The sequence below is a fragment of the Burkholderia thailandensis E264 genome (genome assembly GCF_000012365.1).
Classification (GTDB): Bacteria; Pseudomonadota; Gammaproteobacteria; order Burkholderiales; family Burkholderiaceae; genus Burkholderia; species Burkholderia thailandensis.
In genome coordinates, this window is sequence record NC_007651.1 from 12,078 (window position 1) to 30,715 (window position 18,638).

The window sequence follows — 18,638 nt, forward strand, 5'->3', positions numbered from 1 at the left end:
TCATGCCGGCCTTCCGTTTCGAAGCGATCGACGCGTCGGGGCGCGCGCAAAAGGGCGTCATCGAGGCCGACAGCGCACGCAACGCGCGCGGCCAGCTGCGCACGCAGGGGCTCACGCCGCTCGTCGTCGAGCCGGCCGCGAGCGCGCAGCGCGGCGCGCGCAGCCAGCGTCTCGCGCTCGGCCGCAAGCTGTCGCAGCGCGAGCAGGCGATCCTGACGCGCCAACTGGCGAGCCTGCTCGTCGCCGGGCTGCCGCTCGACGAGGCGCTCGCCGTGCTGACCGAGCAGGCGGAGCGCGACTACATTCGCGAGCTGATGGCGGCGATCCGCGCCGAAGTGCTCGGCGGCCATTCGCTCGCGAACGCGCTCACCCAGCATCCGCGCGACTTCCCGGAGATCTACCGCGCGCTCGTCGCGGCGGGCGAGCACACCGGTAAGCTCGGCATCGTGCTGTCGCGGCTCGCCGATTACATCGAGGAGCGCAACGCGCTCAAGCAGAAGATCCTGCTCGCGTTCACGTATCCGGCGATCGTCACGGTGATCGCGCTAGGCATCGTCACGTTCCTGCTGAGCTACGTGGTGCCGCAGGTCGTCAACGTGTTCGCGAGCACGAAACAGCAGTTGCCGCTGCTTACGATCGTGATGATGGCGCTGTCCGATTTCGTCAGGCACTGGTGGTGGGCGATCCTGATCGGGATCGCGGCCGTCGTCTACCTGGTGAAGGCGACGCTGTCGCGCGACGGCCCGCGCCTCGCGTTCGATCGCTGGCTGCTGACCGCCCCGCTCGCGGGCAAGCTCGTGCGCGGCTACAACACGGTGCGCTTCGCGAGCACGCTCGGCATCCTGAGCGCGGCGGGCGTGCCGATCCTGCGCGCGCTGCAGGCGGCGGGCGAGACGCTGTCGAACCGCGCGATGCGCGGCAACATCGAGGACGCGATCGTGCGCGTGCGCGAGGGCTCGGCGCTGTCGCGCGCGCTGAACAACGTGAAGACGTTTCCGCCCGTGCTCGTGCACCTGATCCGTTCGGGCGAGGCCACGGGCGACGTGACGACGATGCTCGATCGCGCGGCCGAGGGCGAATCGCGCGAGCTCGAGCGGCGCACGATGTTTCTCACGAGCCTGCTCGAGCCGCTGCTGATTCTCGCGATGGGCGGCATCGTGCTCGTGATCGTGCTCGCGGTGATGCTGCCGATCATCGAGCTCAACAACATGGTGCAGTGACGGAAGGCAAGATGTGCGCGGCCTGCGGCGGCGGGCCGCACCGAAACGAAGCGGCGCGGCGCGCCGCGCGTTCGGCTTCAGCGGACGTAGATCGCGGGCGACGGCGTGTTGGTGGGCAGGAAGATCTCGGAGCGCGCGCCGTTGCGCTCGACGACGATCGAGCGGTCGCGCACTTCGGCGAGCTTCGCGCCTTGCGCGATCTCGCTGCCGAGCGACACGGCGCGCGGGGCGTCGCCGCCGATGCCGACGATCGCCGCCGCGCCGCGCTGCAGCGCGAGGATGCCGAACAGATGGATGTCCTGCACCGGATTGCGGGTGAGCTGGCCGCCGAACAGCGCTGCGGCGTCCTCCGTGCGCACCGGCGTGCGGGCGGCGGCGGCGGGTAGCGGAGCCTGATGCGCGGAGAGCGTGACGACCCAATAGGTGGCCGTCGCGCAGAGCACCGCGAAAAGGGCGAGGGAAAGGAGCCGGATCGATAGCGCGTTCATGCGCGCTATTGTACGGATGAATGTGAAATTTGCGTTGAGTGGAAGCCCGGAGCAAGTCGCGCCTTACAATGCGGCTTCACGCAGCGCACGCCGCGCGGCTTGCGCCGCGCGCGTCATTCACTCACCGCTCATTTTTTTGAAGAAGAGGTAGTCACTCATGCAAACGTGGATCACTCGACGCTCTCAGGCAGCACGCCGTCAACGCGGCTTCACGCTGATCGAGATCATGGTCGTGGTGGCGATTCTCGGCATTCTCGCGGCGCTCATCGTGCCGAAGATCATGAGCCGTCCCGATGAGGCACGCCGGATCGCGGCGAAGCAGGACATCGGCACGATCATGCAGGCGCTCAAGCTGTACCGCCTCGACAACGGCCGCTATCCGACCCAGGATCAGGGCCTGAACGCGTTGATCCAGAAGCCGACCACCGATCCGATCCCGAACAACTGGAAGGACGGCGGCTATCTGGAGCGTCTGCCGAACGATCCGTGGGGCAATTCGTACAAGTACCTGAACCCGGGCGTGCACGGCGAGATCGACGTGTTCAGCTACGGCGCCGACGGCAAGGAAGGCGGCGAAAGCAACGATTCCGACATCGGCTCGTGGCAGTGAGCCGCTGACGCCACGCTCACGCGCGACGCACGCACTTTTCTCGATGTACGCACGACCCGGTATGAATTTCGTTTGCGGCACGCGGCGTCACGCGGGAGTTTTCCGCGGCCCGGCCACGGAGGCCCGCTTCGGGACTTCCGCAGCCGCTTTGTCCGCTCGCCCGACGGGAACCGCCCGCGCGCGTCGCGCGCGCGGCTTCACGCTGCTCGAAATGCTCGTCGTGCTCGTGATCGCGGGCATCCTGGTGTCGGTCGCGTCGCTTACGCTCAGGCGCAACCCGCGCACCGACCTGCGCGAGGAGGCGCAGCGCGTCGCGCTGCTGTTCGAGACGGCGGGCGACGAGGCGCAGGTGCGCGCGCGGCCGATCGCGTGGCGCACCACCGATCATGGTTTTCGCTTCGACATCCGCACGAGTGACGGCTGGCGTCCGTTGCGCGACGACGTGCTGCGCGCGCGCGACTGGGACGGCGGCGTGACGGGCGCCGCGATCGACTATCCCGGCTCGGACACGCATACGGACGCGGTCGTGTTCGGCACCGAAAGCATCGACGTGCCGGTGCGCGTCACGCTGTATTCGGCGGTCGGCAGCGCGACGATCGTCGGCACCGGCAACGGCCGCTACGAGGTGCGGTGACGATGCGCCCGCCCGCCCTGCTCCGCTTGCCCGCGCGTTCGCGCGGCTTCACGATGATCGAGGTGCTCGTCGCGCTCGCGATCATCGCGATCGCGCTCGCGGCGTCGATCCGCGCGGTCGGCTCGATGGCGACGAGCGCATCCGATCTGCATGCGCGCCTGCTCGCCGGCTGGAGCGCGGACAACGCGCTCGCGCAACTGCGGCTTGCGCACGCGTGGCCCGACATCGGCACGCAGACGTTCGACTGCTCGCAGGGCAACGTCGCGCTCACCTGCACGCAGCGCGTGAGGTCGACGCCGAATCCGGTGTTCAGGCGCGTCGAGATCGCGGTGTCGATGAACGGCCGCGCCGGCGTGCTCGCGCAGATGGTTACGGTGGTCGCGAATGAAACCAGCCGTCCGCTCTGAGCGCCGCGCGCCCGGCAGAAAGCGCACCCGGCAGGCGCGCCGCGTCTTCCGGCGAAACGCGCGCCGCGGCGAGCGCGGCTTCACGCTGATCGAGATGATGATCGCGATCACGATTCTCGCGGTGATCGCGATCCTGTCGTGGCGGGGGCTCGACCAGATCATCCGCGGCCGCGAGAAGGTGGCGGCCGCGATGGAGGACGAGCGCGTGTTCGAGCAGATGTTCGACCAGATGCGCATCGACGCGCGGCGCGCCGCGACCGACGACGAAGCGGGCCAGCCCGCGGTGCGCGTCGCGGGCGACACGTTGCAGATCGTGCGCGAGTTCGACGCGCCGGGCGCGGCGCCGCGGCTGCAGGTCGTGCGCTACCGGATCTCGAACGGGCGCGTCGTGCGTTACGCGTCGCCGCCGATCGCCGACGTCAACGCGTTGCGCGACGCGCTGCATGGCGGCGACACCGAAGGCTGGAGCCAGGTGCCGCTGATGCGCGGCGTCGGCATGATCAACGCGCGGCTGTACGTGCCGAAGGTCGGCTGGACGACCAGCATGCCGGACGCCGACAACGCGCTCGAGCAGAACAACAATGCGCTCAAGGTGCCGATGCTCGGCAACGCGCCGCCGCCGCGCGCGGTGACCGGGCTCGAGGTCAGCATCGGCGCGACGTCGCTGCGCGTGCCGATCACGCGCATATTTCTCGTCGGGGAGTGATATGCGCGCTTCCGCCCTCCTCGTTCGCCTCGCTTCGCTTCGCCGCCGGCGCGTGCCGCACGATCAGCATGCGCCGGGCGCGGCGCGTTCGGCGTCGGCGCGTTTGCCGTGCGCGCCGCGCAGCAGCGGCAGCGCCGCCGCCGATTTCCGCGCGGGCCCGCTCGCGCGCCGGCCGCGAGCGCCCGCGCATCGCGAGCGGGGCGTCGCGATCATCAGCGCGCTGCTCGTCGTCGCGCTGTCGGCGATCCTCGTCGCCGGGATGCTCTGGCGCCAGCAGGTGCAGGTGCGCCGGATCGAGAACCAGCGGCTGCTCGCGCAGGCGCAGTGGATTGCGCGCGGCGCGCTCGACTGGACGCGGATGGTGCTGCGCTCCGAAGGCGATACGGCGCCGGGCATCACCTATCTCGGCGGGATCTGGGCGGTGCCGATCGCGAAGACGAAGCTGTCCGACTTTCTCGGCCGCATCGGTGCGGCCGACGCGGCCGAAGGCGCGGATACCTATCTGTCCGGCTCGATCGAGGACGCGCAGGCGAAGTTCAATCTGCGCGATCTCGTGTCGTCGCCCGCGCCGGGCGCGCTGCAATTGAACGCCGCGCAGGTGCAGACGTTTCAGCGGCTGCTCGCGACGCTCGGGCTCGACCAGCAACTCGCGAAGATCGTCGCGCGACGCGTGCGCGCGGGGCTCAGGCAGTCGGCGACGCGTTTCCAGGCGGCCCAGCTGCCGGGCGTCGCGAGCGGCGTGCCCGTTCCGCTGCCGGACGGCGGCACCGAGAGCGGCGGCAATTTCACCGACGAGCCGGGCATCGCGGGCGGCGAAGGCCGTGGGCCCGCGCCGCTGATGATGACGAGCGTCGATTCGCTGCTCGACGTCGAGGGTTTCACGCCGGAGATGGTCGAGCGGCTGCGCCCGTTCGTCACCGTGCTGCCGACGGTGACGCCCGTCAATCTGAACACCGCGCCCGCCGAGGTGATCGCGGCGCTCGTGCCGGGGATGTCCGTTTCGTCCGCGCAGGCGCTCGTGTCGCGGCGCGAGACCGTGTTTTTTCGCAACGTCGGCGACGTGACGCTCGCGCTGCGCGGCGCCGGCGCGCCGAACGTGAACCTCGATTCGAGCCAGATCGACGTCACTTCCAGCTATTTCATCGTGCATGGCCGGATCGAGCACGACCGGGCAGTCGTGGATCGCACGTCGCTCGTGTATCGTGATCCGACCACGCACACGACGCGCATCGTGCGCATTCGCGATCAGCTATAACAACGCCATTCGGGAGAGGAGCTCTTGAGCACGTTGATTGTCCTATTGCCGCCGCGCGAGCCGGCCGTGCCGTTGCAGGAATGGCAATGGCCCGAGCTGCCGTTCGCGCTCGTCGACAAGAGCGGCCACACGCAGCGCGCGGGCCGCGCGGCGCTCGCGCTGCTGCCGCAGGCGGCGACGACGGTGCTCGTCGTCGCCGCGCGCGACCTGCTGATGCTCGAGCAGGCGCTGCCGCCGCTGAAAGGGCCGAAACTGAAGCAGGCGCTGCCGAACATCATCGAGGATCAACTGATCCAGGATCCGCAGGGCTGCCACATCGCGGTCGACCCGGTGGCGCTCGACGGCGGGCGCCGCGTGCTCGCGGTGATCGACCGCGCGTGGTTCAAGTTCATCGTCGACGCGTTCGCCGCGGCGGGGCATCGCCATCTGCGCGCGGTGCCCGTCACACGCTGCCTGCCGCCCGCGACGCGGCGCGATACGGCCGAGGCCGCCGTCGAAGCCGTCGCGATGCACGAAGCGGCGGCCGGCGCGCCGGGCGATGGCCACGCGGCCGCCGAAGGCGCGAGCGCGGACACCGTCGCGCTGCCCGAGCCGATCGTCGCGGTCGCGCTTGGTCTTGCCGCCACGGCGAGCGCGCCGTCGCTCGCCGAGGAATCCGCGGCGCTGCTGCCGGAGACGGCCGCCGCGCCGCGCGTCGAACTCGCGCTCGCGCGCGGCGCGCTCGGCGAAGGTTTCGCCGCGCCGGTGTCGACCGCGGTGCCGACGCTCGAAGCGCTCGCGAACGGCACGCCGCTCGAGCTCTACGAGCTCGGCGAGCCGGGCGCCGAGCCGCAGCTCGCGTCGGTGCGGCCGCTCGACGACAAGCGCCTGCTGCCGGGCGCGGCGATCTGGCCGTTCGACGCGCTCGTGCGCCGCGCGCTCGACGCGCGCTTCGACCTGTGCCAGTTCGAATTCGAGTTCGCGCCGTGGCGCTTCGACCACGCGACGTTCATGCGCCTGCGCGTGCCGCTCGCGCTGGCGGCGGCGACGCTCGTCGTCGCGGTGATCGGCGTGAACGCGCACTGGTGGAAGCTCTCGCGCGAACGCGACGCGCTCGCCGCGCAGATCACCGAGACGCTGCTGACGGCGTTTCCGAAGACGACGACGGTGCTCGATCCGGCCGCGCAGATGACGCGCCAGCTCGACCGGCTGCGGATCGCGGCGGGCGAGTTGTCGCCGAACGATTTCCTGTCGCTCGCGAGCCGCCTCGCGCGCTCGCTCGGCCCGCTGCCGCCGAACGGCATCGCGTCGCTCGACTATCACGATCGCCGGCTCGACGTCGGTTTCAAGCCCGAGACCAAGGTCGATCCCGACTTCGCGCAGCGCCTCGCGCGCAACGGCCTCGCGGGCGAGATCGACAGCAGCACGGGCAAGTGGATCATTCGGAGCCGGTCATGAAAACGACGGAGTTCAACGAAGCGCTGAGCCAGTTCTGGGAGGCCCGCACCGCGCGCGAAAAGCTGCTGCTCGGCTGGGGCGGCGCGGTGCTCGCGGTCGCGATCGCGTATTCGGTGCTGTGGTCGCCCGCGCAGGAAGGACGCGCGCGAATTCAGCGCGAGCTGCCGACGATGCGCCACGAGCTTGCCGAGATGACCGCGCAGGCGAACGAGGCGCGCTCGCTCGCGGGCGCCGCGCAAGGCGTCGCGCCGACGGGCGTCGCGTTGAAGGATGCGCTTGCCGCGTCGCTGTCCGATCACGGGCTCGCGGCGGCGCCGCCGCAGGTTGTCGGCGGCGGCGTGCAGATCCAGTTGAAGAACGCGTCGTTTCCCGCGTGGACGCAGTGGCTGGACGACGTGCGCCGCCAGTTCAAGGCGCAGGTCGTCGAAGCGCACGTGAGCGCGCTCAAGGAAGACGGCCAGGTCGACCTGACGGCCGTGCTGCAGCCGGCGTCGGTCAAGTGAGCGATGTCGATGCGCGATACGGCCGATGGAGCGCGCGAATGCCGATGACCTGGCCGATGCGCATCCGGCGCGGCGCGCCGTGGGTCGTCGTCGGCGGCCTCGCGATCCTCGTCACGCTCGTCGCGCTGCTGCCCGCGGCGTGGGTGACGCCGCAGTTCGCGCGCGCGACGGGCGGCCGCGTCAATCTCGTCGATCCGGAAGGCTCGCTCTGGCGCGGCTCGGCGACGCTGCTGCTCGCGCCCGGCGCGGACCGCAGCGCGTCGACGCTCCTGCCCGGCCGCGTCGAATGGCGCACGCGGTTCTGGCCGCTTTTCGCCGGGCGCGTGCGGATGCGGTTGCGCCAGACCGATGCGATGCCCGACGGCGTCGCGCTCGATGCGACGCTGCGCGGCGCGGTGTTGTCGGCGGGCTCGATGGCGGTGCCGGCGTCGCTGCTCGTGGGCCTCGGCACGCCGTTCAACACGCTCGACCTGCAGGGTAACGTGCGGCTCGACTGGACCGACTGGCGGCTCTTCGGCGCGGATGCGTTCGGCCAGCTCACGGTGACGATCACCGACATGAGCTCGCGCGTGTCGCGCGTGAAGCCGCTCGGATCGTACCGGGCGGTGCTCGAGGCGCGCGGCGCGAATTCGACGCTCGACCTGTCGACGTCGAAAGGGCCGCTGATGCTGTCGGGGCAAGGGAGCTTCGGCGCGACGGGCACGTCGTTTCGCGGCACCGCGAGCGCCGCGCCCGAGCAGCGCGACAACCTGGCGGGCCTGCTGAACCTGCTCGGCCATCCGATCGGCGGCGGCGCGGTGTCGTTGATTTATGGCGACGCGGCGCGCTGACGTCGAAGGCGCGGCGAGCCTCGCGTCGATCGGCCGAGGCCGGCTCGCGCGGCCGGCGCGGCCCACGGCTTGGCCGACTTGGGGCCGGCCGCCGGATGCACGTCGACGTTGATGCCGGCGGTGCCGGCGAATCGCCGGTGCGACGACCGGCAGTTCCCGGCCGGCCCCGTCATTGCGTGGGCGTGGCGGCCGGACGGACGGCCGACGCATTGGCCGAGGCCGTCGCGACCACGGCCGCCGATCGGGCCGCCGGCCCAACGGCCGCGGCGGGCGTGGCCGCCGGCGCAACCGCCGCAGCCGGCCCAGACGCAGGCTGCGGCGCGGCGGGCGCCTGCATGCTGCCCGTCTCGCGCGCGATCTGCGACACGTCCCATCCGCCGCCCAGCGCCTTCACGAGCCCGACCGACGACACCATCCGCTGCCCGGAAATCGTCGAGAGCTTCTGCTGCGCGCTGAATGCGGTCGTCTGCGCGGTCAGCACGTTCAGGTAGGCGACCGTGCCCGCCTTGTACTGGTTGAGCGTGATGTCGAGCGCATGCCGCGCGGATTCGACCGCCTGCCGCTGCACGGCGATTTCCTGCTCGAGGATGCGCTGCGACGCGAGGTTGTCCTCGACGTCCTGAAACGCGGACAGCACGGCGGCCCGGTACGCGGCGACGTCCTGGTCGTAGGTCGCGCGCGCGGCTTCCGTCTGCGCGGCGCGCAGACCGGCGTCGAACAGCGTCGCGGCGAGCTGCGGGCCGACCGACCAGAAGCGCGCGGGCAGCGTGAAGAGCTGCGACCACACCGAGCTCTGGAAGCCGCCCGACGCGGACAGCGTGAGCGTGGGGAAGAACGCGGCGATCGCGACGCCGATCTGCTCGTTCGCGGCGGCCGCGCGCCGCTCGGCGGCGGCGACGTCGGGCCGCCGCTCGAGAATCGCCGACGGCACATCGATCGGCATCGCGGGCGGTTCGGCCGTGAGCGGCATCGGCGGCAGCGAGAACGTCGACGCCGGCTCGCCGACGAGCGTCGCGATCGCGTGCTCGTACTGCGCGCGCGCGATGCCGTTGTCGATCGCGGCGGCCTGCGCCGATTGCAACTGCGTTTGCGCCTGGATCACGTCCGAGCGCGCGGCGACGCCCTGTGCGTACTGGTTCTGCGTGAGCTGCAGCGATTTCTGGTACGACGCGACGGTGTCGTCGAGGAGTTTTTGCGTCGCGTCCGCGGCGCGCAATTGGAAATAGGTCTGCGCGAGCGTTGCCTGCGCGGACAGCCGCGCGTTCGCGAGATCGGCGGCCGCGGCCGCTTCCCCCGCCTTCTGCGCGCCGACCGTGCGGCTCACCTTGCCCCACAGGTCCGGCTCCCACGACGCATCCAGGCCGACGTTGTAGGTGTTGCCGATCGTGCGCGTCGTGGTGCCCGACGACAGCGCGCTCGACGCGCGCGATTCGCTCGCGGTCAGCCCGAGCGTCGGGAAGTACGACGCGCGCGCCTGGGCGACGAGCGCACGCGCCTGCCGGTACGCGGCCGCATATTGCGCGACGGTCTGGTTCGACGCGTTGAGCTTGTCGACGAGCGCGTTCAGTTGCGGATCGTCATAGATCGACCACCACGGGCCGCGGTCCGCACGGTCCGCCGGCTGCGCGACCTTCCAGCCGGGCGGCGCTTCCTTGTATGCGGCGGGAATCGCCGCGTCGGGGCGGTGATAGTCGGGCCCGACCGCGCAGCCGGCGAGCAGCACGGCTGCCGCTGCGGCGACGGCGGCGCTCAGCGCGCGGCGCGCGCGCGGATGTGGGACTTGCGGCATGTTCTGGATTCCTGTCGAGGCGGCCGCCGGTGGACCGGACGAGCGGGCGATGCGGCCGAAACGCTGACGGCGTGGCCGAAATGGTAACTGACGGGTGCGGGAATGCGCAGACGTTAGGTTAAGGCGCGGATGGGGCCGGATGTGTTACCGGCGCGCGGCATCGGTTTACCGCGCGTTACGCGCGCCGGCCGCAGCGGCGCGCGGAAAGGGCTCTCAAGAGCAGCGGACGGACTCGCCATGCGCGGCGGCGAGGCATAGCTGCGGCGCCGAAGACTCCCGAGCGGGCGCGGCTCTGCCGCCGCCATCGCGCGCGGCGCGGTGCCGCCGCTGATCGAACCAAGCGAACCCGAGCGCCGCGAGCGAGCCGCCCGGCACGATCAGCAGCGCGGCGTACAGCGCGATCTTCCAGCCGCGATGCGGACCGGACAGCGTGTGGCGGGCAGTGTCGGACAGGTTGCGGCGCAGCGCGCCGGCGGCATGTTTCAGGAACGGCATGGGGAAATCCTCGGGACGCGCACCGGGCAAGGCGGCGGCGCGTGCAAAGCGGGTCAGAACATTGTCTCTGGCGGCGCATTAAGCGCATAACTCATTGACTGAAATAATATTGACTATGCAATAAATATTCAAGATACTGGCGGCGTTTTTCCTGGAATGCACTGTTGCGGTTCGCGCAATCGACCGGACAGCTTGACGATGAGCGGCCTATACGACCCGGAGCACATCGAGCTCGAATCGAGCCTCGGCTATTACCTGACGAAGGCGCGGCAAGCGCTCGTCGAGCGGCTCGACCGTGCGCTCGGCCCGCTCGAGCTGACCGCGCAGCAAATCAGCGTGATCCTGTTGCTCGCGCGCGGGTATGCGCGCACGCCGTTCGAGCTGTCGCGCAAGCTGTCGTACGACAGCGGATCGATGACGCGCATGCTCGACCGGCTCGAGAAGAAGGGCTTCGTCGCGCGCGCGCGCAGCGAATTGGACCGCCGCGTGATCGAGCTCGCGCTGACCGAGCGCGGCGCGCAGGCCGCGCAGGCGCTGCCCGCGCTGATCGCGACCGAGCTGAATGCGCAGCTCGAGGGCTTCTCGGCCGGCGAACTCGCGCTCCTGACCGACCTGCTGCGGCGCTTCATCGCGAACGCGCCGGGCGCCGCGGATTCCGCATGCGCCGCGTCGATCGCCGAGCCGCCGCCGGGTAAGCGCTGACCGGGAAAGAGCATGGACGACCCTCGGATTGCGGCCCGTTTGCCGCCTATTTATCTGTCTGGGCAGAAGCTGACAAGACACTTACTGTCGGTCGATGTGGATGCACAAAAGGATGACGGGGCAACATTCGCCCCTTAGGAGAGACGCATGGCTGCGACGGCCCCCGCTTCCGCTTCCCTTTCCGCCGAGCCGGCGCCGCTGTCGGGCGGCACGCTCGCGCTGCTGACGGTCGGGCTCGCGCTCGGCACGTTCATGGAGGTGCTCGACACGTCGATCGCGAACGTCGCGGTGCCAACGATCTCCGGCAGCCTCGGCGTCGCGACGAGCGAAGGCACGTGGGTGATCTCGTCGTACTCCGTCGCCTCCGCGATCGCGGTGCCGCTCACCGGCTGGCTCGCGCGGCGGGTGGGCGAGGTGCGGCTCTTCACGCTGTCGGTGCTCGCGTTTACGATCGCGTCGGCGCTTTGCGGCCTCGCTGAGAATTTCGAATCGCTGATCGCGTTCCGGCTGCTGCAGGGCCTCGTGTCCGGCCCGATGGTGCCGCTGTCGCAGACGATCCTGATGCGCAGCTATCCGCCCGCGAAGCGCGGGCTCGCACTCGGCCTGTGGGCGATGACGGTGATCGTCGCGCCGATCTTCGGCCCCGTGATGGGCGGCTGGATCACCGACAACTACACGTGGCCGTGGATCTTCTATATCAACCTGCCGATCGGCATGTTCTCGGCCGCGTGCGCGTTCTTCCTGCTGCGCGGCCGCGAGACGAAGACGACGAAGCAGCGGATCGACGCGATCGGGCTCGCGCTCCTCGTGATCGGCGTGTCGTGCCTGCAGATGATGCTCGATCTCGGCAAGGACCGTGACTGGTTCAATTCGACGTTCATCACGTCGCTCGCGCTGATCGCCGTCGTGTCGCTCGCGTTCATGCTCGTGTGGGAGGCGACCGAGAAGGAGCCGGTCGTCGATCTGTCGCTCTTCAAGGACCGCAACTTCGCGCTCGGCGCGATGATCATCTCGTTCGGCTTCATGGCGTTCTTCGGCTCGGTCGTGATCTTCCCGCTGTGGCTGCAGACCGTGATGGGCTACACGGCGGGCCTGGCCGGCCTCGCGACCGCGCCCGTCGGCTTCCTCGCGCTCGTGCTGTCGCCGCTCATCGGCCGCAACATGCACCGGCTCGATCTGCGGATGGTCGCGAGCTTCGCGTTCGTCGTGTTCGCCGGCGTGTCGATCTGGAACTCGACCTTCACGCTCGACGTGCCGTTCAACCACGTGATCCTGCCGCGGCTCGTGCAGGGGATCGGCGTCGCGTGCTTCTTCGTGCCGATGACGACGATCACGCTCTCCAGCATCTCCGACGAGCGGCTCGCGAGTGCGTCGGGGCTGTCGAACTTCCTGCGCACGCTGTCGGGCGCGATCGGCACCGCGGTCAGCTCGACGTTCTGGGAAAACGATGCGATCTATCACCACGCGCGGCTCGCCGAATCCGTGGACGTCTACGCGCAGAGCACGATCGACTTTCAAGGCGCGCTCGCGCGGCTCGGCATCGTGGGCGACGTGTCGACCGCGCAGATCAACCAGATCGTCACGCAGCAGGGCTTCATGATGGCGACCAACGACTTCTTTCACATTTCGGCGCTCGCGTTCGTCGCGCTCGCGGCGCTCGTGTGGGTGACGAAGCCGAAGAAGGGAGCCGGGCCCGCGATGGGGCATTGAGCGGCGGGCTCCCGCGCGCGCCGTGCGTCATGCGCCGCGCGCCTCGGGCGGTTCGTGTGCGGCAGGATGAGGGCAGGGCGCGCCCGTGCGACGCCGCGCGCCGGAAGCGGCGGCTCGGCTGGCCTGGCCGCGCGATGCGATGGGCGCGCCAGCCTGGATCGTTCCGACCCTTCGGATAACCCGGATCGCCGCGGCGAGCACCCCGTTCGCCGGGGCGCCGCGTTCAGCGCGCGCGCAGGCTGCCGAACGCGAGATCGTCGCCCGGATCGATGGGCTCCGTCTCGCGTGCGACGTCGAGCCACGCGCGCGCCGCGTGCGACAGGTATCCCTTCTTGAGCCAGCCGATCGCGATCGCCCATGTGATTTCCGGCTCGACGATCGGCCGGCACGTGAACTGCGCGGCGTCGAGCCGCCGGCAATACGGTTCGGGCAGCAACGCGATGCCGACGCCCGCGTGCACGAGCGCCGCCATGAAATCCCAGTGACCGCTGCGGCTCACGATCTGCGGCGTGAAGCCGACCTTGCGGCACGCGTCGAGCACCGCGTCGTGCAGCGCGAGGCTTTCCGCATAGAACACGAACGGTTCGTTGGCCAGATCGGCGAGCGGCACCGTCGCGTCGGCGTCCCAGCGCGAGCCGTGCGGCGCGACGAGCCACAGCGGCGCACGCACCATCGGCAGCACGTCGAACACGGCCGGATCGACGGGCTCGAGCACGCCGCCCAGCTCCAGCTCGCCCGCGACAAGCGCTTCCTCGATCTTCCGCGCGCCCTGCTCGAACAACTTCAGCTCGATTCGCGGATAGCGCGCCTTGAACGCGGCGATCGCCGGGGTGAACAGCGAACCGCCGAGCGGCGGAATCCCGACCGTCAGCTCGCCGCGCCCGAGCGTGCCGAGATCGTTCAGCTCGGCCTGGAGCTGCGCCTGCGCGGCGAGCACGTCCTGGCCACGCTGATAGACGATCCGGCCGGCGTCCGTCAGCACCATCTGGCGACCGTCGCGCAACAGGAGCGGCGAGCCGATTTCGTCCTCGAGCGCTTTCACCATCTTGCTGATCGTCGGCTGCGTGACGTGCATCTGCTCGGCCGCGACGGTGAAGCTCTGCTGCCTGACCACCTCGACGAAATAACGCAACGCGCGCAGCTCCATCAGCGCCTCCTGTTCAGTGAGCGAATCGGCAAAGATTCCTAAACGGAATGGTTTTTATAGAACCAAGTCATTTTATTTATGGTCGCGTGAATCCTATACTGCCTCCATTCTGTAAAGCAAGGCATTTCGGGAGCATTCGATGACCAGGATCTCGGCTACGGCAACAGCGGCGACCGCGCGCGCCGGACGCACGGCGCGCATCGCGCTGCAGACGGCCGCGCTCGGCGCGCTGTGGGCGGCGATCGACTGGACGGTGCGCGCGCTCGGCGTGCCGGTGCCGTCCGGCGTGGTCGGCCTCGCGGTGCTGCTTGCGCTGCTGCTGTCCGGCCGCGTCGCGCCCGGCTGGGTGAAGGACGGCGCGAACTGGCTGCTGGCCGACATGCTGCTCTTCTTCATCCCGGCGACCGTCGCGGCGGTTCAGTACGGCGGGCTCTTCAAGGCGGACGGCTGGCGGCTCGCGCTCGTCGTGGTCGCGGGAACCACGTTCGTGATGCTGTCGGTGGCGATCGCGGTGGACATCGCGGCGGGCTTCGAACGGCGGCTCGCGGTGACGCGCGTGCGCGCCGGCCGCCGCCGCGCGCGGGCCTGACGCCGTCCGGTTCCCCTTCTCCCCAATTCACGCCATTCGTTGATGGCAACGGTTCCGCAGGCTGCATCATGACGACGCCCGATCTCTCGTTCCTCACCGCGCCTTCGAGCGCCGCGATTTCCGCCGGCTGCTTCGCGCTCACGATCGCGCTCTATTTCGCGTCGAAGCGGCTCTATGCGTACCGCAAGACGCTGTTCTTCTCGCCGCTCGTGCTCGTGCCGGCCGTGCTCGTCGCGTTCGTCGCGCTGACGGGCATTCCGTACGCGGTCTACTTCCGCGATACGCGCTGGCTGATGTGGCTGCTCGGCCCGGCGACGATCGCGTTCGCCGTGCCGATCTACGAGTACCGCGAGCTGATGAAGCGCCACTGGTTCTCACTCGCGGTGGGCGTCGTCGTCGGGATCGCGGTTGCGATCTGCGGATCGCTGCTGCTGTCGAAGCTGCTGCATCTGTCGCCCGAGCTGCAGCGCAGCCTCGTCACGCGCTCGGTGTCGACGCCGTTCGCGCTCGCCGTGTCCGACCGGATCCACGCGCCGCGCGATCTCACCGCGCTCTTCGTGATCGCGACCGGGATCTGCGGGATGCTCGTCGGCGAATTCGTGCTCGCGCTCGTGCCGCTGCGCTCGCGGCTCGCGCGCGGCGCGTTGTTCGGCGCGGCCGCGCATGCGGTGGGCACCGCGAAGGCGCGCGAGATCGGCAGCGAGGAAGGCGTCGTGTCGAGCCTCACGATGATGATCGCGGGCGTCGCGATGGTGCTGATCGCGCCGCTGCTGACGCTGCTGCCGATCTGATTCTTCGCTCCGGCCGGTCGCGCCGCGTCGCGCGTGCGGCGGCACGCGATCGCCGGCATGCGGCGGCTGCCCGCCGGCGATCGCAAGCCGCCCCGTGACGGGCGCCGGGCCGGCTCTTCCCGGTTGCCGGCGCTGCCCCGCGGGCGTTGCTTCCCCCCTTCTTTCGCAATCGTCGCTCCCGGCGGCGTACGGCGCATCGGCCTCGGCTTTCACGCGCTTTGGGGTTCCGCATCGGCTCGTGCCCTCCGGCTTGTCGCCTGCGCGGCGCTGCCCGGTACGGCTTTCGCCCGATCGCATCGCCCCCTCCCCGTCCTCGGCCGGCCGCGACCGTTCGTCCGGAGTTTCCGGTCGGCCCCGGCCGGTCCGTTCTCACGCCTGCCTCCTTGTTCGCCCGCGCGGCCCGTCCCGGCCGCCGCTCCCGCCAGCCGCATCGCGCGCCGCGGGCCGCGGCCGCCGTGCCCGGTTGCCCTTCGCCGCCCTCGCCCGCCCGACGGACAAACGGCTGAGATAGCCGCAAATCCCCCCTCTATTCCACCCATCGTGTGCGGCCCGGATGCCGAACAATGCAGGCTACTTAGAGTCTTCCCGCAGGCACGCCATGGCTACCACCGCAAACCCGACCGTCGACAAACCGGCCTCGTCCGGCAAGCTCAAGCGCATCGTCCTTTTCCTGCTGATCGGGATCGTCGCCGCCGCCGCCGCCGCGGGCGGCACGTATTTCGTGCTGTTGAAGGAAGGCGCGCGCGGCTCGGCGCCGAGCGCGCCCCCGCCGCTCGCGGTGCCCGCGTTCTTCCCGCTCGAGCCGCTCACCGTGAATCTCCAGTCCGACGACGGCGTTCAGCACTACCTGCGCGTCGGGCTGTCGCTGAAGCTGACCGACCCGAAGGCGCAGGAGTACCTGACCCAGCACATGCCGGAGCTGCGCAGCCGGATCCTGCTCGCGCTGTCGAACAAGCATCCCGAGCAGCTCGCGACGCTCGAAGGCAAGCGCGCGCTCGCCGACGAACTGAAGACGCTGATCGAGCAGCCGACCCAGCCGGGCAATCAGAGCGCACGCGTCGACGACGTGCTGTTCACCGAGTTCGTCGTCCAATAACGCCGCCGGCAAAGGAGCGCGCATGGGCCACGAAGAATTCATGTCCCAGGAGGAGGTGGATGCACTCCTCAAGGGCGTCACGGGCGAAGACGACTCTGCCGACGAACCGGCCGAGTCGTCCGGCATCCGCCCCTACAACATCGCGACGCAGGAGCGGATCGTCCGCGGCCGGATGCCCGGCCTCGAGATCATCAACGATCGTTTCGCGCGCCTGCTGCGGATCGGCATCTTCAACTTCATGCGGCGCACGGCGGAGATCTCCGTGAGCCAGGTGAAGGTGCAGAAGTACAGCGAGTTCACCCGCAACCTGCCGATTCCGACCAATCTGAACCTCGTGCACGTGAAGCCGCTGCGCGGCACGTCGCTGTTCGTGTTCGATCCGAACCTCGTGTTCTTCGTCGTCGACAACCTGTTCGGCGGCGACGGGCGTTTCCACACGCGCGTCGAGGGCCGCGACTTCACGGCGACCGAGCAGCGGATCATCGGCAAGCTGCTCAATCTCGTGTTCGAGCACTACGCGGTTGCATGGAAAAGCGTGCGGCCGCTGCAGTTCGAGTTCGTGCGCTCGGAGATGCACACGCAGTTCGCGAACGTCGCGACGCCCAACGAGATCGTGATCGTCACGCAGTTCTCGATCGAGTTCGGGCCGACGGGCGGCACGCTGCACATCTGCATGCCGTACTCGATGATCGAGCCGATCCGCGATGTGCTTTCCTCGCCGATCCAGGGCGAGGCGCTCGAGGTGGACCGCCGCTGGGTGCGCGTGCTGTCGCAGCAGGTGCAATCGGCGGAAGTGGAACTGGTCGCGGATCTCGCCGAGGTCCCGACGACGTTCGAGAAGATTCTCAACCTGCGCGCGGGCGACGTGCTGCCGCTCGACATCGCGGATTCGATCACCGCGAAGGTCGACGGCGTGCCGGTGATGGAGTGCGGTTACGGCATTTTCAATGGCCAGTACGCGTTGCGCGTGCAGAAAATGATCAGCGCAAGCGACACGATGAAGGAAGGTGGATATGACTGAGTTGAACGCGACCCCCGAGGCCGACGGCATCGATGAACAGGCGTTTGCGGACGCCGCGATGAGCGCCGCCGCGGCCGACGGCGCGGCACCCGCCGCGCCGCAGGAGGAGATGGCGATGGACGACTGGGCGGCCGCGCTCGCCGAGCAGAACCAGCAGCCGATCGAGACGGGCGCGACGGGCGCCGGCGTGTTCCGGCCGCTGTCGAAGGCCGCGGCGAGCTCGACGCACAACGACATCGACATGATCCTCGACATCCCGGTCAAGATGACGGTCGAGCTCGGCCGCACGAAGATCGCGATTCGCAACCTGCTGCAGCTCGCGCAGGGCTCGGTGGTCGAGCTCGACGGGCTCGCCGGCGAGCCGATGGACGTGCTCGTCAACGGCTGCCTGATCGCGCAGGGCGAGGTGGTCGTCGTCAACGACAAGTTCGGCATCCGGCTCACCGACATCATCACGCCGTCCGAACGCATCCGGAAGCTGAACCGATGACACCGCGCATCGCGCCGTCCGTCTCGCCGTCCGTTTCATTGCGCCGGTCGGCCGCGCGCGCGCTCGCGGCGGCGCCGCGCCGCATGCGTCGCGCGCCCGCTTCGCTTGCCGCGCTCGCAATCGGCGCGGCGGCGCTGCCCGCATCGGCCGCCGACATGGACGCGGTGAATCACGCGGCGTCGCTCGCATCGGGCGTCGTCGTCGGCTCGGCCGCGCCGTCGCTCGGCGTCGGCGCGGTGGTGCAGACGCTCGTCGGGCTCGCGGTCGTGATCGGCCTCGTGTTCGGCTGCGCGTGGCTCGCGCGGCGCTTCGGCTTCCAGCCGCAACGCCGCGGCGGCGCGCTGAAGGTCGTCGCGAGCGTCGCGGTGGGCGGCAAGGAGAGCGCGACCGTCGTCGAGATCGGCGACACCTGGCTCGTGCTCGGCGTCGCGCCCGGCAACGTGCGCCTGCTGCACACGCTGCCCGCCGGCTCGGCGGGCGTGATCGGCGCACCCGTCGCACCCGGCGTCGCGCCCGCGGGCGGCGGCCTGCCTCGTGCGCCAGGCGCGCCGGGCGGCACGGCGAGGTCCGGCCCGTTCCCCGAGGGCGCTTCCTTCGGGGCGCGCTTTCGCGACGCGATGCTCGGCGAGGCCGCGAAGCGTTTCAAGCGCGACGGCGGCAAGGATCGCTGACATGCCGCGCCTTCGTTTCGTCGCGCCGCGCGCGGATGCCGCCGCAC

21 protein-coding genes are annotated in these 18,638 nt (G+C 70.0%); 17 read left to right on the forward strand and 4 right to left on the reverse strand.

Going from position 1 to position 18,638, the window contains the following annotated elements; all coding sequences use genetic code 11:
* Positions 1-2 precede the first annotated feature (2 nt).
* Positions 3-1,220, forward strand: a complete 1,218-nt coding sequence (gspF, locus tag BTH_RS12235; RefSeq protein ID WP_009906748.1) for a type II secretion system inner membrane protein GspF — start codon at positions 3-5, stop codon at positions 1,218-1,220.
* Positions 1,221-1,297: 77 nt separating this feature from the next.
* Here gspF and BTH_RS12240 read toward each other — a convergent pair whose 3' ends face one another.
* Positions 1,298-1,708 carry a general secretion pathway protein GspC gene (locus BTH_RS12240; protein ID WP_009906749.1) on the reverse strand — a complete coding sequence of 137 codons (411 nt, stop codon included), beginning with the start codon at positions 1,706-1,708 and terminating at the stop codon, positions 1,298-1,300.
* Between the two features lie 157 nt (positions 1,709-1,865).
* Here BTH_RS12240 and gspG point away from each other — a divergent pair, with 157 nt between their 5' ends.
* From gspG to BTH_RS12280, 8 genes are read left to right on the forward strand one after another with little or no spacing between them, the layout of a single operon-like run.
* Complete coding sequence (gspG, locus tag BTH_RS12245; protein ID WP_004196811.1) at positions 1,866-2,318, forward strand: type II secretion system major pseudopilin GspG; 453 nt, start codon at positions 1,866-1,868, stop codon at positions 2,316-2,318.
* A 43-nt stretch (positions 2,319-2,361) separates the two neighbouring features.
* Positions 2,362-2,952: a GspH/FimT family pseudopilin gene (locus tag BTH_RS12250; RefSeq protein ID WP_011401618.1), complete on the forward strand. Its 591-nt coding sequence runs from the start codon at positions 2,362-2,364 to the stop codon at positions 2,950-2,952.
* Positions 2,949-3,359: a type II secretion system minor pseudopilin GspI gene (gene gspI / locus BTH_RS12255; protein WP_009910330.1), complete on the forward strand. Its 411-nt coding sequence runs from the start codon at positions 2,949-2,951 to the stop codon at positions 3,357-3,359. The genes BTH_RS12250 and gspI overlap by 4 nt, the downstream gene beginning before the upstream one ends.
* Positions 3,337-4,065: a PulJ/GspJ family protein gene (locus BTH_RS12260; protein ID WP_009910332.1), complete on the forward strand. Its 729-nt coding sequence runs from the start codon at positions 3,337-3,339 to the stop codon at positions 4,063-4,065. The genes gspI and BTH_RS12260 overlap by 23 nt, the downstream gene beginning before the upstream one ends.
* 1 nt (position 4,066) lies before the next feature.
* Complete coding sequence (gspK, locus tag BTH_RS12265) at positions 4,067-5,320, forward strand: type II secretion system minor pseudopilin GspK (protein WP_011401620.1); 1,254 nt, start codon at positions 4,067-4,069, stop codon at positions 5,318-5,320.
* A 24-nt stretch (positions 5,321-5,344) separates the two neighbouring features.
* On the forward strand, positions 5,345-6,757 hold the full coding sequence (gene gspL, locus BTH_RS12270; RefSeq protein ID WP_025369681.1) for a type II secretion system protein GspL: 1,413 nt from the start codon (positions 5,345-5,347) through the stop codon (positions 6,755-6,757).
* Positions 6,754-7,260 (forward strand): type II secretion system protein GspM, encoded by a 507-nt coding sequence (gene gspM, locus BTH_RS12275; RefSeq protein WP_009908245.1) that lies wholly within the window; start codon positions 6,754-6,756, stop codon positions 7,258-7,260. Before gspL ends, gspM begins: the two co-directional genes overlap by 4 nt.
* Positions 7,261-7,298: 38 nt before the next feature.
* Positions 7,299-8,090, forward strand: coding sequence for a type II secretion system protein N (locus BTH_RS12280; RefSeq protein ID WP_009908246.1), 792 nt, complete (start codon positions 7,299-7,301; stop codon positions 8,088-8,090).
* A gap of 169 nt (positions 8,091-8,259) precedes the next feature.
* On the opposite strand, the gene BTH_RS12285 is transcribed toward BTH_RS12280, so the two are convergent.
* Together BTH_RS12285 and BTH_RS12290 are read right to left on the reverse strand one after the other, a co-directional pair.
* Entirely contained in the window at positions 8,260-9,879 is a 1,620-nt protein-coding gene (locus BTH_RS12285; protein ID WP_011401622.1) for an efflux transporter outer membrane subunit, read from the reverse strand.
* A 213-nt stretch (positions 9,880-10,092) separates the two neighbouring features.
* Positions 10,093-10,374, reverse strand: coding sequence for a hypothetical protein (locus tag BTH_RS12290; protein WP_009908249.1), 282 nt, complete (start codon positions 10,372-10,374; stop codon positions 10,093-10,095).
* A gap of 192 nt (positions 10,375-10,566) precedes the next feature.
* On the opposite strand from BTH_RS12290, the gene BTH_RS12295 reads away from it, so the two are divergent.
* Positions 10,567-11,076: a MarR family winged helix-turn-helix transcriptional regulator gene (locus tag BTH_RS12295; protein WP_009908250.1), complete on the forward strand. Its 510-nt coding sequence runs from the start codon at positions 10,567-10,569 to the stop codon at positions 11,074-11,076.
* Between the two features lie 147 nt (positions 11,077-11,223).
* Positions 11,224-12,786 carry a DHA2 family efflux MFS transporter permease subunit gene (locus BTH_RS12300; RefSeq protein WP_009908251.1) on the forward strand — a complete coding sequence of 521 codons (1,563 nt, stop codon included), beginning with the start codon at positions 11,224-11,226 and terminating at the stop codon, positions 12,784-12,786.
* Positions 12,787-13,009: 223 nt separating this feature from the next.
* On the opposite strand, the gene BTH_RS12305 is transcribed toward BTH_RS12300, so the two are convergent.
* On the reverse strand, positions 13,010-13,933 hold the full coding sequence (locus tag BTH_RS12305) for a LysR family transcriptional regulator (RefSeq protein ID WP_009908252.1): 924 nt from the start codon (positions 13,931-13,933) through the stop codon (positions 13,010-13,012).
* Positions 13,934-14,072: 139 nt separating this feature from the next.
* Here BTH_RS12305 and BTH_RS12310 point away from each other — a divergent pair, with 139 nt between their 5' ends.
* The 6 genes from BTH_RS12310 to fliO all read left to right on the forward strand — a co-directional run bounded on the left by BTH_RS12310 (position 14,073) and on the right by fliO (position 18,591).
* On the forward strand, positions 14,073-14,522 hold the full coding sequence (locus BTH_RS12310; RefSeq protein WP_009908253.1) for a CidA/LrgA family protein: 450 nt from the start codon (positions 14,073-14,075) through the stop codon (positions 14,520-14,522).
* Positions 14,523-14,590: 68 nt separating this feature from the next.
* The gene (locus BTH_RS12315; RefSeq protein ID WP_009901916.1) at positions 14,591-15,313 is read left to right on the forward strand and encodes an LrgB family protein; all 723 of its coding nucleotides are present in this window, start codon (positions 14,591-14,593) and stop codon (positions 15,311-15,313) included.
* 598 nt (positions 15,314-15,911) lie between these two features.
* On the forward strand, positions 15,912-16,409 hold the full coding sequence (gene fliL, locus BTH_RS12320) for a flagellar basal body-associated protein FliL (protein WP_009908254.1): 498 nt from the start codon (positions 15,912-15,914) through the stop codon (positions 16,407-16,409).
* Positions 16,410-16,431: 22 nt separating this feature from the next.
* Positions 16,432-17,430: a flagellar motor switch protein FliM gene (gene fliM / locus BTH_RS12325; protein ID WP_009901920.1), complete on the forward strand. Its 999-nt coding sequence runs from the start codon at positions 16,432-16,434 to the stop codon at positions 17,428-17,430.
* The gene (gene fliN, locus BTH_RS12330) at positions 17,423-17,920 is read left to right on the forward strand and encodes a flagellar motor switch protein FliN (protein WP_009901922.1); all 498 of its coding nucleotides are present in this window, start codon (positions 17,423-17,425) and stop codon (positions 17,918-17,920) included. Before fliM ends, fliN begins: the two co-directional genes overlap by 8 nt.
* Positions 17,917-18,591, forward strand: coding sequence for a flagellar biosynthetic protein FliO (fliO, locus tag BTH_RS12335; protein WP_009908255.1), 675 nt, complete (start codon positions 17,917-17,919; stop codon positions 18,589-18,591). Before fliN ends, fliO begins: the two co-directional genes overlap by 4 nt.
* The last annotated feature ends 47 nt before the right edge of the window (positions 18,592-18,638 follow it).

Bases quoted from the DNA above. Each gene is read 5' to 3' on its own strand.
- gspF (WP_009906748.1), top strand. From the start codon at position 3: ATGCCGGCCTTCCGTTTCGAAGCGATCGACGCGTCGGGGCGCGCGCAA.
- BTH_RS12240 (WP_009906749.1), bottom strand. From the start codon at position 1,708: ATGAACGCGCTATCGATCCGGCTCCTTTCCCTCGCCCTTTTCGCGGTG.
- gspG (WP_004196811.1), top strand. From the start codon at position 1,866: ATGCAAACGTGGATCACTCGACGCTCTCAGGCAGCACGCCGTCAACGC.
- BTH_RS12250 (WP_011401618.1), top strand. From the start codon at position 2,362: ATGTACGCACGACCCGGTATGAATTTCGTTTGCGGCACGCGGCGTCAC.
- BTH_RS12260 (WP_009910332.1), top strand. From the start codon at position 3,337: ATGAAACCAGCCGTCCGCTCTGAGCGCCGCGCGCCCGGCAGAAAGCGC.
- gspK (WP_011401620.1), top strand. From the start codon at position 4,067: ATGCGCGCTTCCGCCCTCCTCGTTCGCCTCGCTTCGCTTCGCCGCCGG.
- gspM (WP_009908245.1), top strand. From the start codon at position 6,754: ATGAAAACGACGGAGTTCAACGAAGCGCTGAGCCAGTTCTGGGAGGCC.
- BTH_RS12280 (WP_009908246.1), top strand. From the start codon at position 7,299: ATGCCGATGACCTGGCCGATGCGCATCCGGCGCGGCGCGCCGTGGGTC.
- BTH_RS12285 (WP_011401622.1), bottom strand. From the start codon at position 9,879: ATGCCGCAAGTCCCACATCCGCGCGCGCGCCGCGCGCTGAGCGCCGCC.
- BTH_RS12290 (WP_009908249.1), bottom strand. From the start codon at position 10,374: ATGCCGTTCCTGAAACATGCCGCCGGCGCGCTGCGCCGCAACCTGTCC.
- BTH_RS12300 (WP_009908251.1), top strand. From the start codon at position 11,224: ATGGCTGCGACGGCCCCCGCTTCCGCTTCCCTTTCCGCCGAGCCGGCG.
- BTH_RS12305 (WP_009908252.1), bottom strand. From the start codon at position 13,933: ATGGAGCTGCGCGCGTTGCGTTATTTCGTCGAGGTGGTCAGGCAGCAG.
- BTH_RS12310 (WP_009908253.1), top strand. From the start codon at position 14,073: ATGACCAGGATCTCGGCTACGGCAACAGCGGCGACCGCGCGCGCCGGA.
- BTH_RS12315 (WP_009901916.1), top strand. From the start codon at position 14,591: ATGACGACGCCCGATCTCTCGTTCCTCACCGCGCCTTCGAGCGCCGCG.
- fliL (WP_009908254.1), top strand. From the start codon at position 15,912: ATGGCTACCACCGCAAACCCGACCGTCGACAAACCGGCCTCGTCCGGC.
- fliM (WP_009901920.1), top strand. From the start codon at position 16,432: ATGGGCCACGAAGAATTCATGTCCCAGGAGGAGGTGGATGCACTCCTC.
- fliN (WP_009901922.1), top strand. From the start codon at position 17,423: ATGACTGAGTTGAACGCGACCCCCGAGGCCGACGGCATCGATGAACAG.
- fliO (WP_009908255.1), top strand. From the start codon at position 17,917: ATGACACCGCGCATCGCGCCGTCCGTCTCGCCGTCCGTTTCATTGCGC.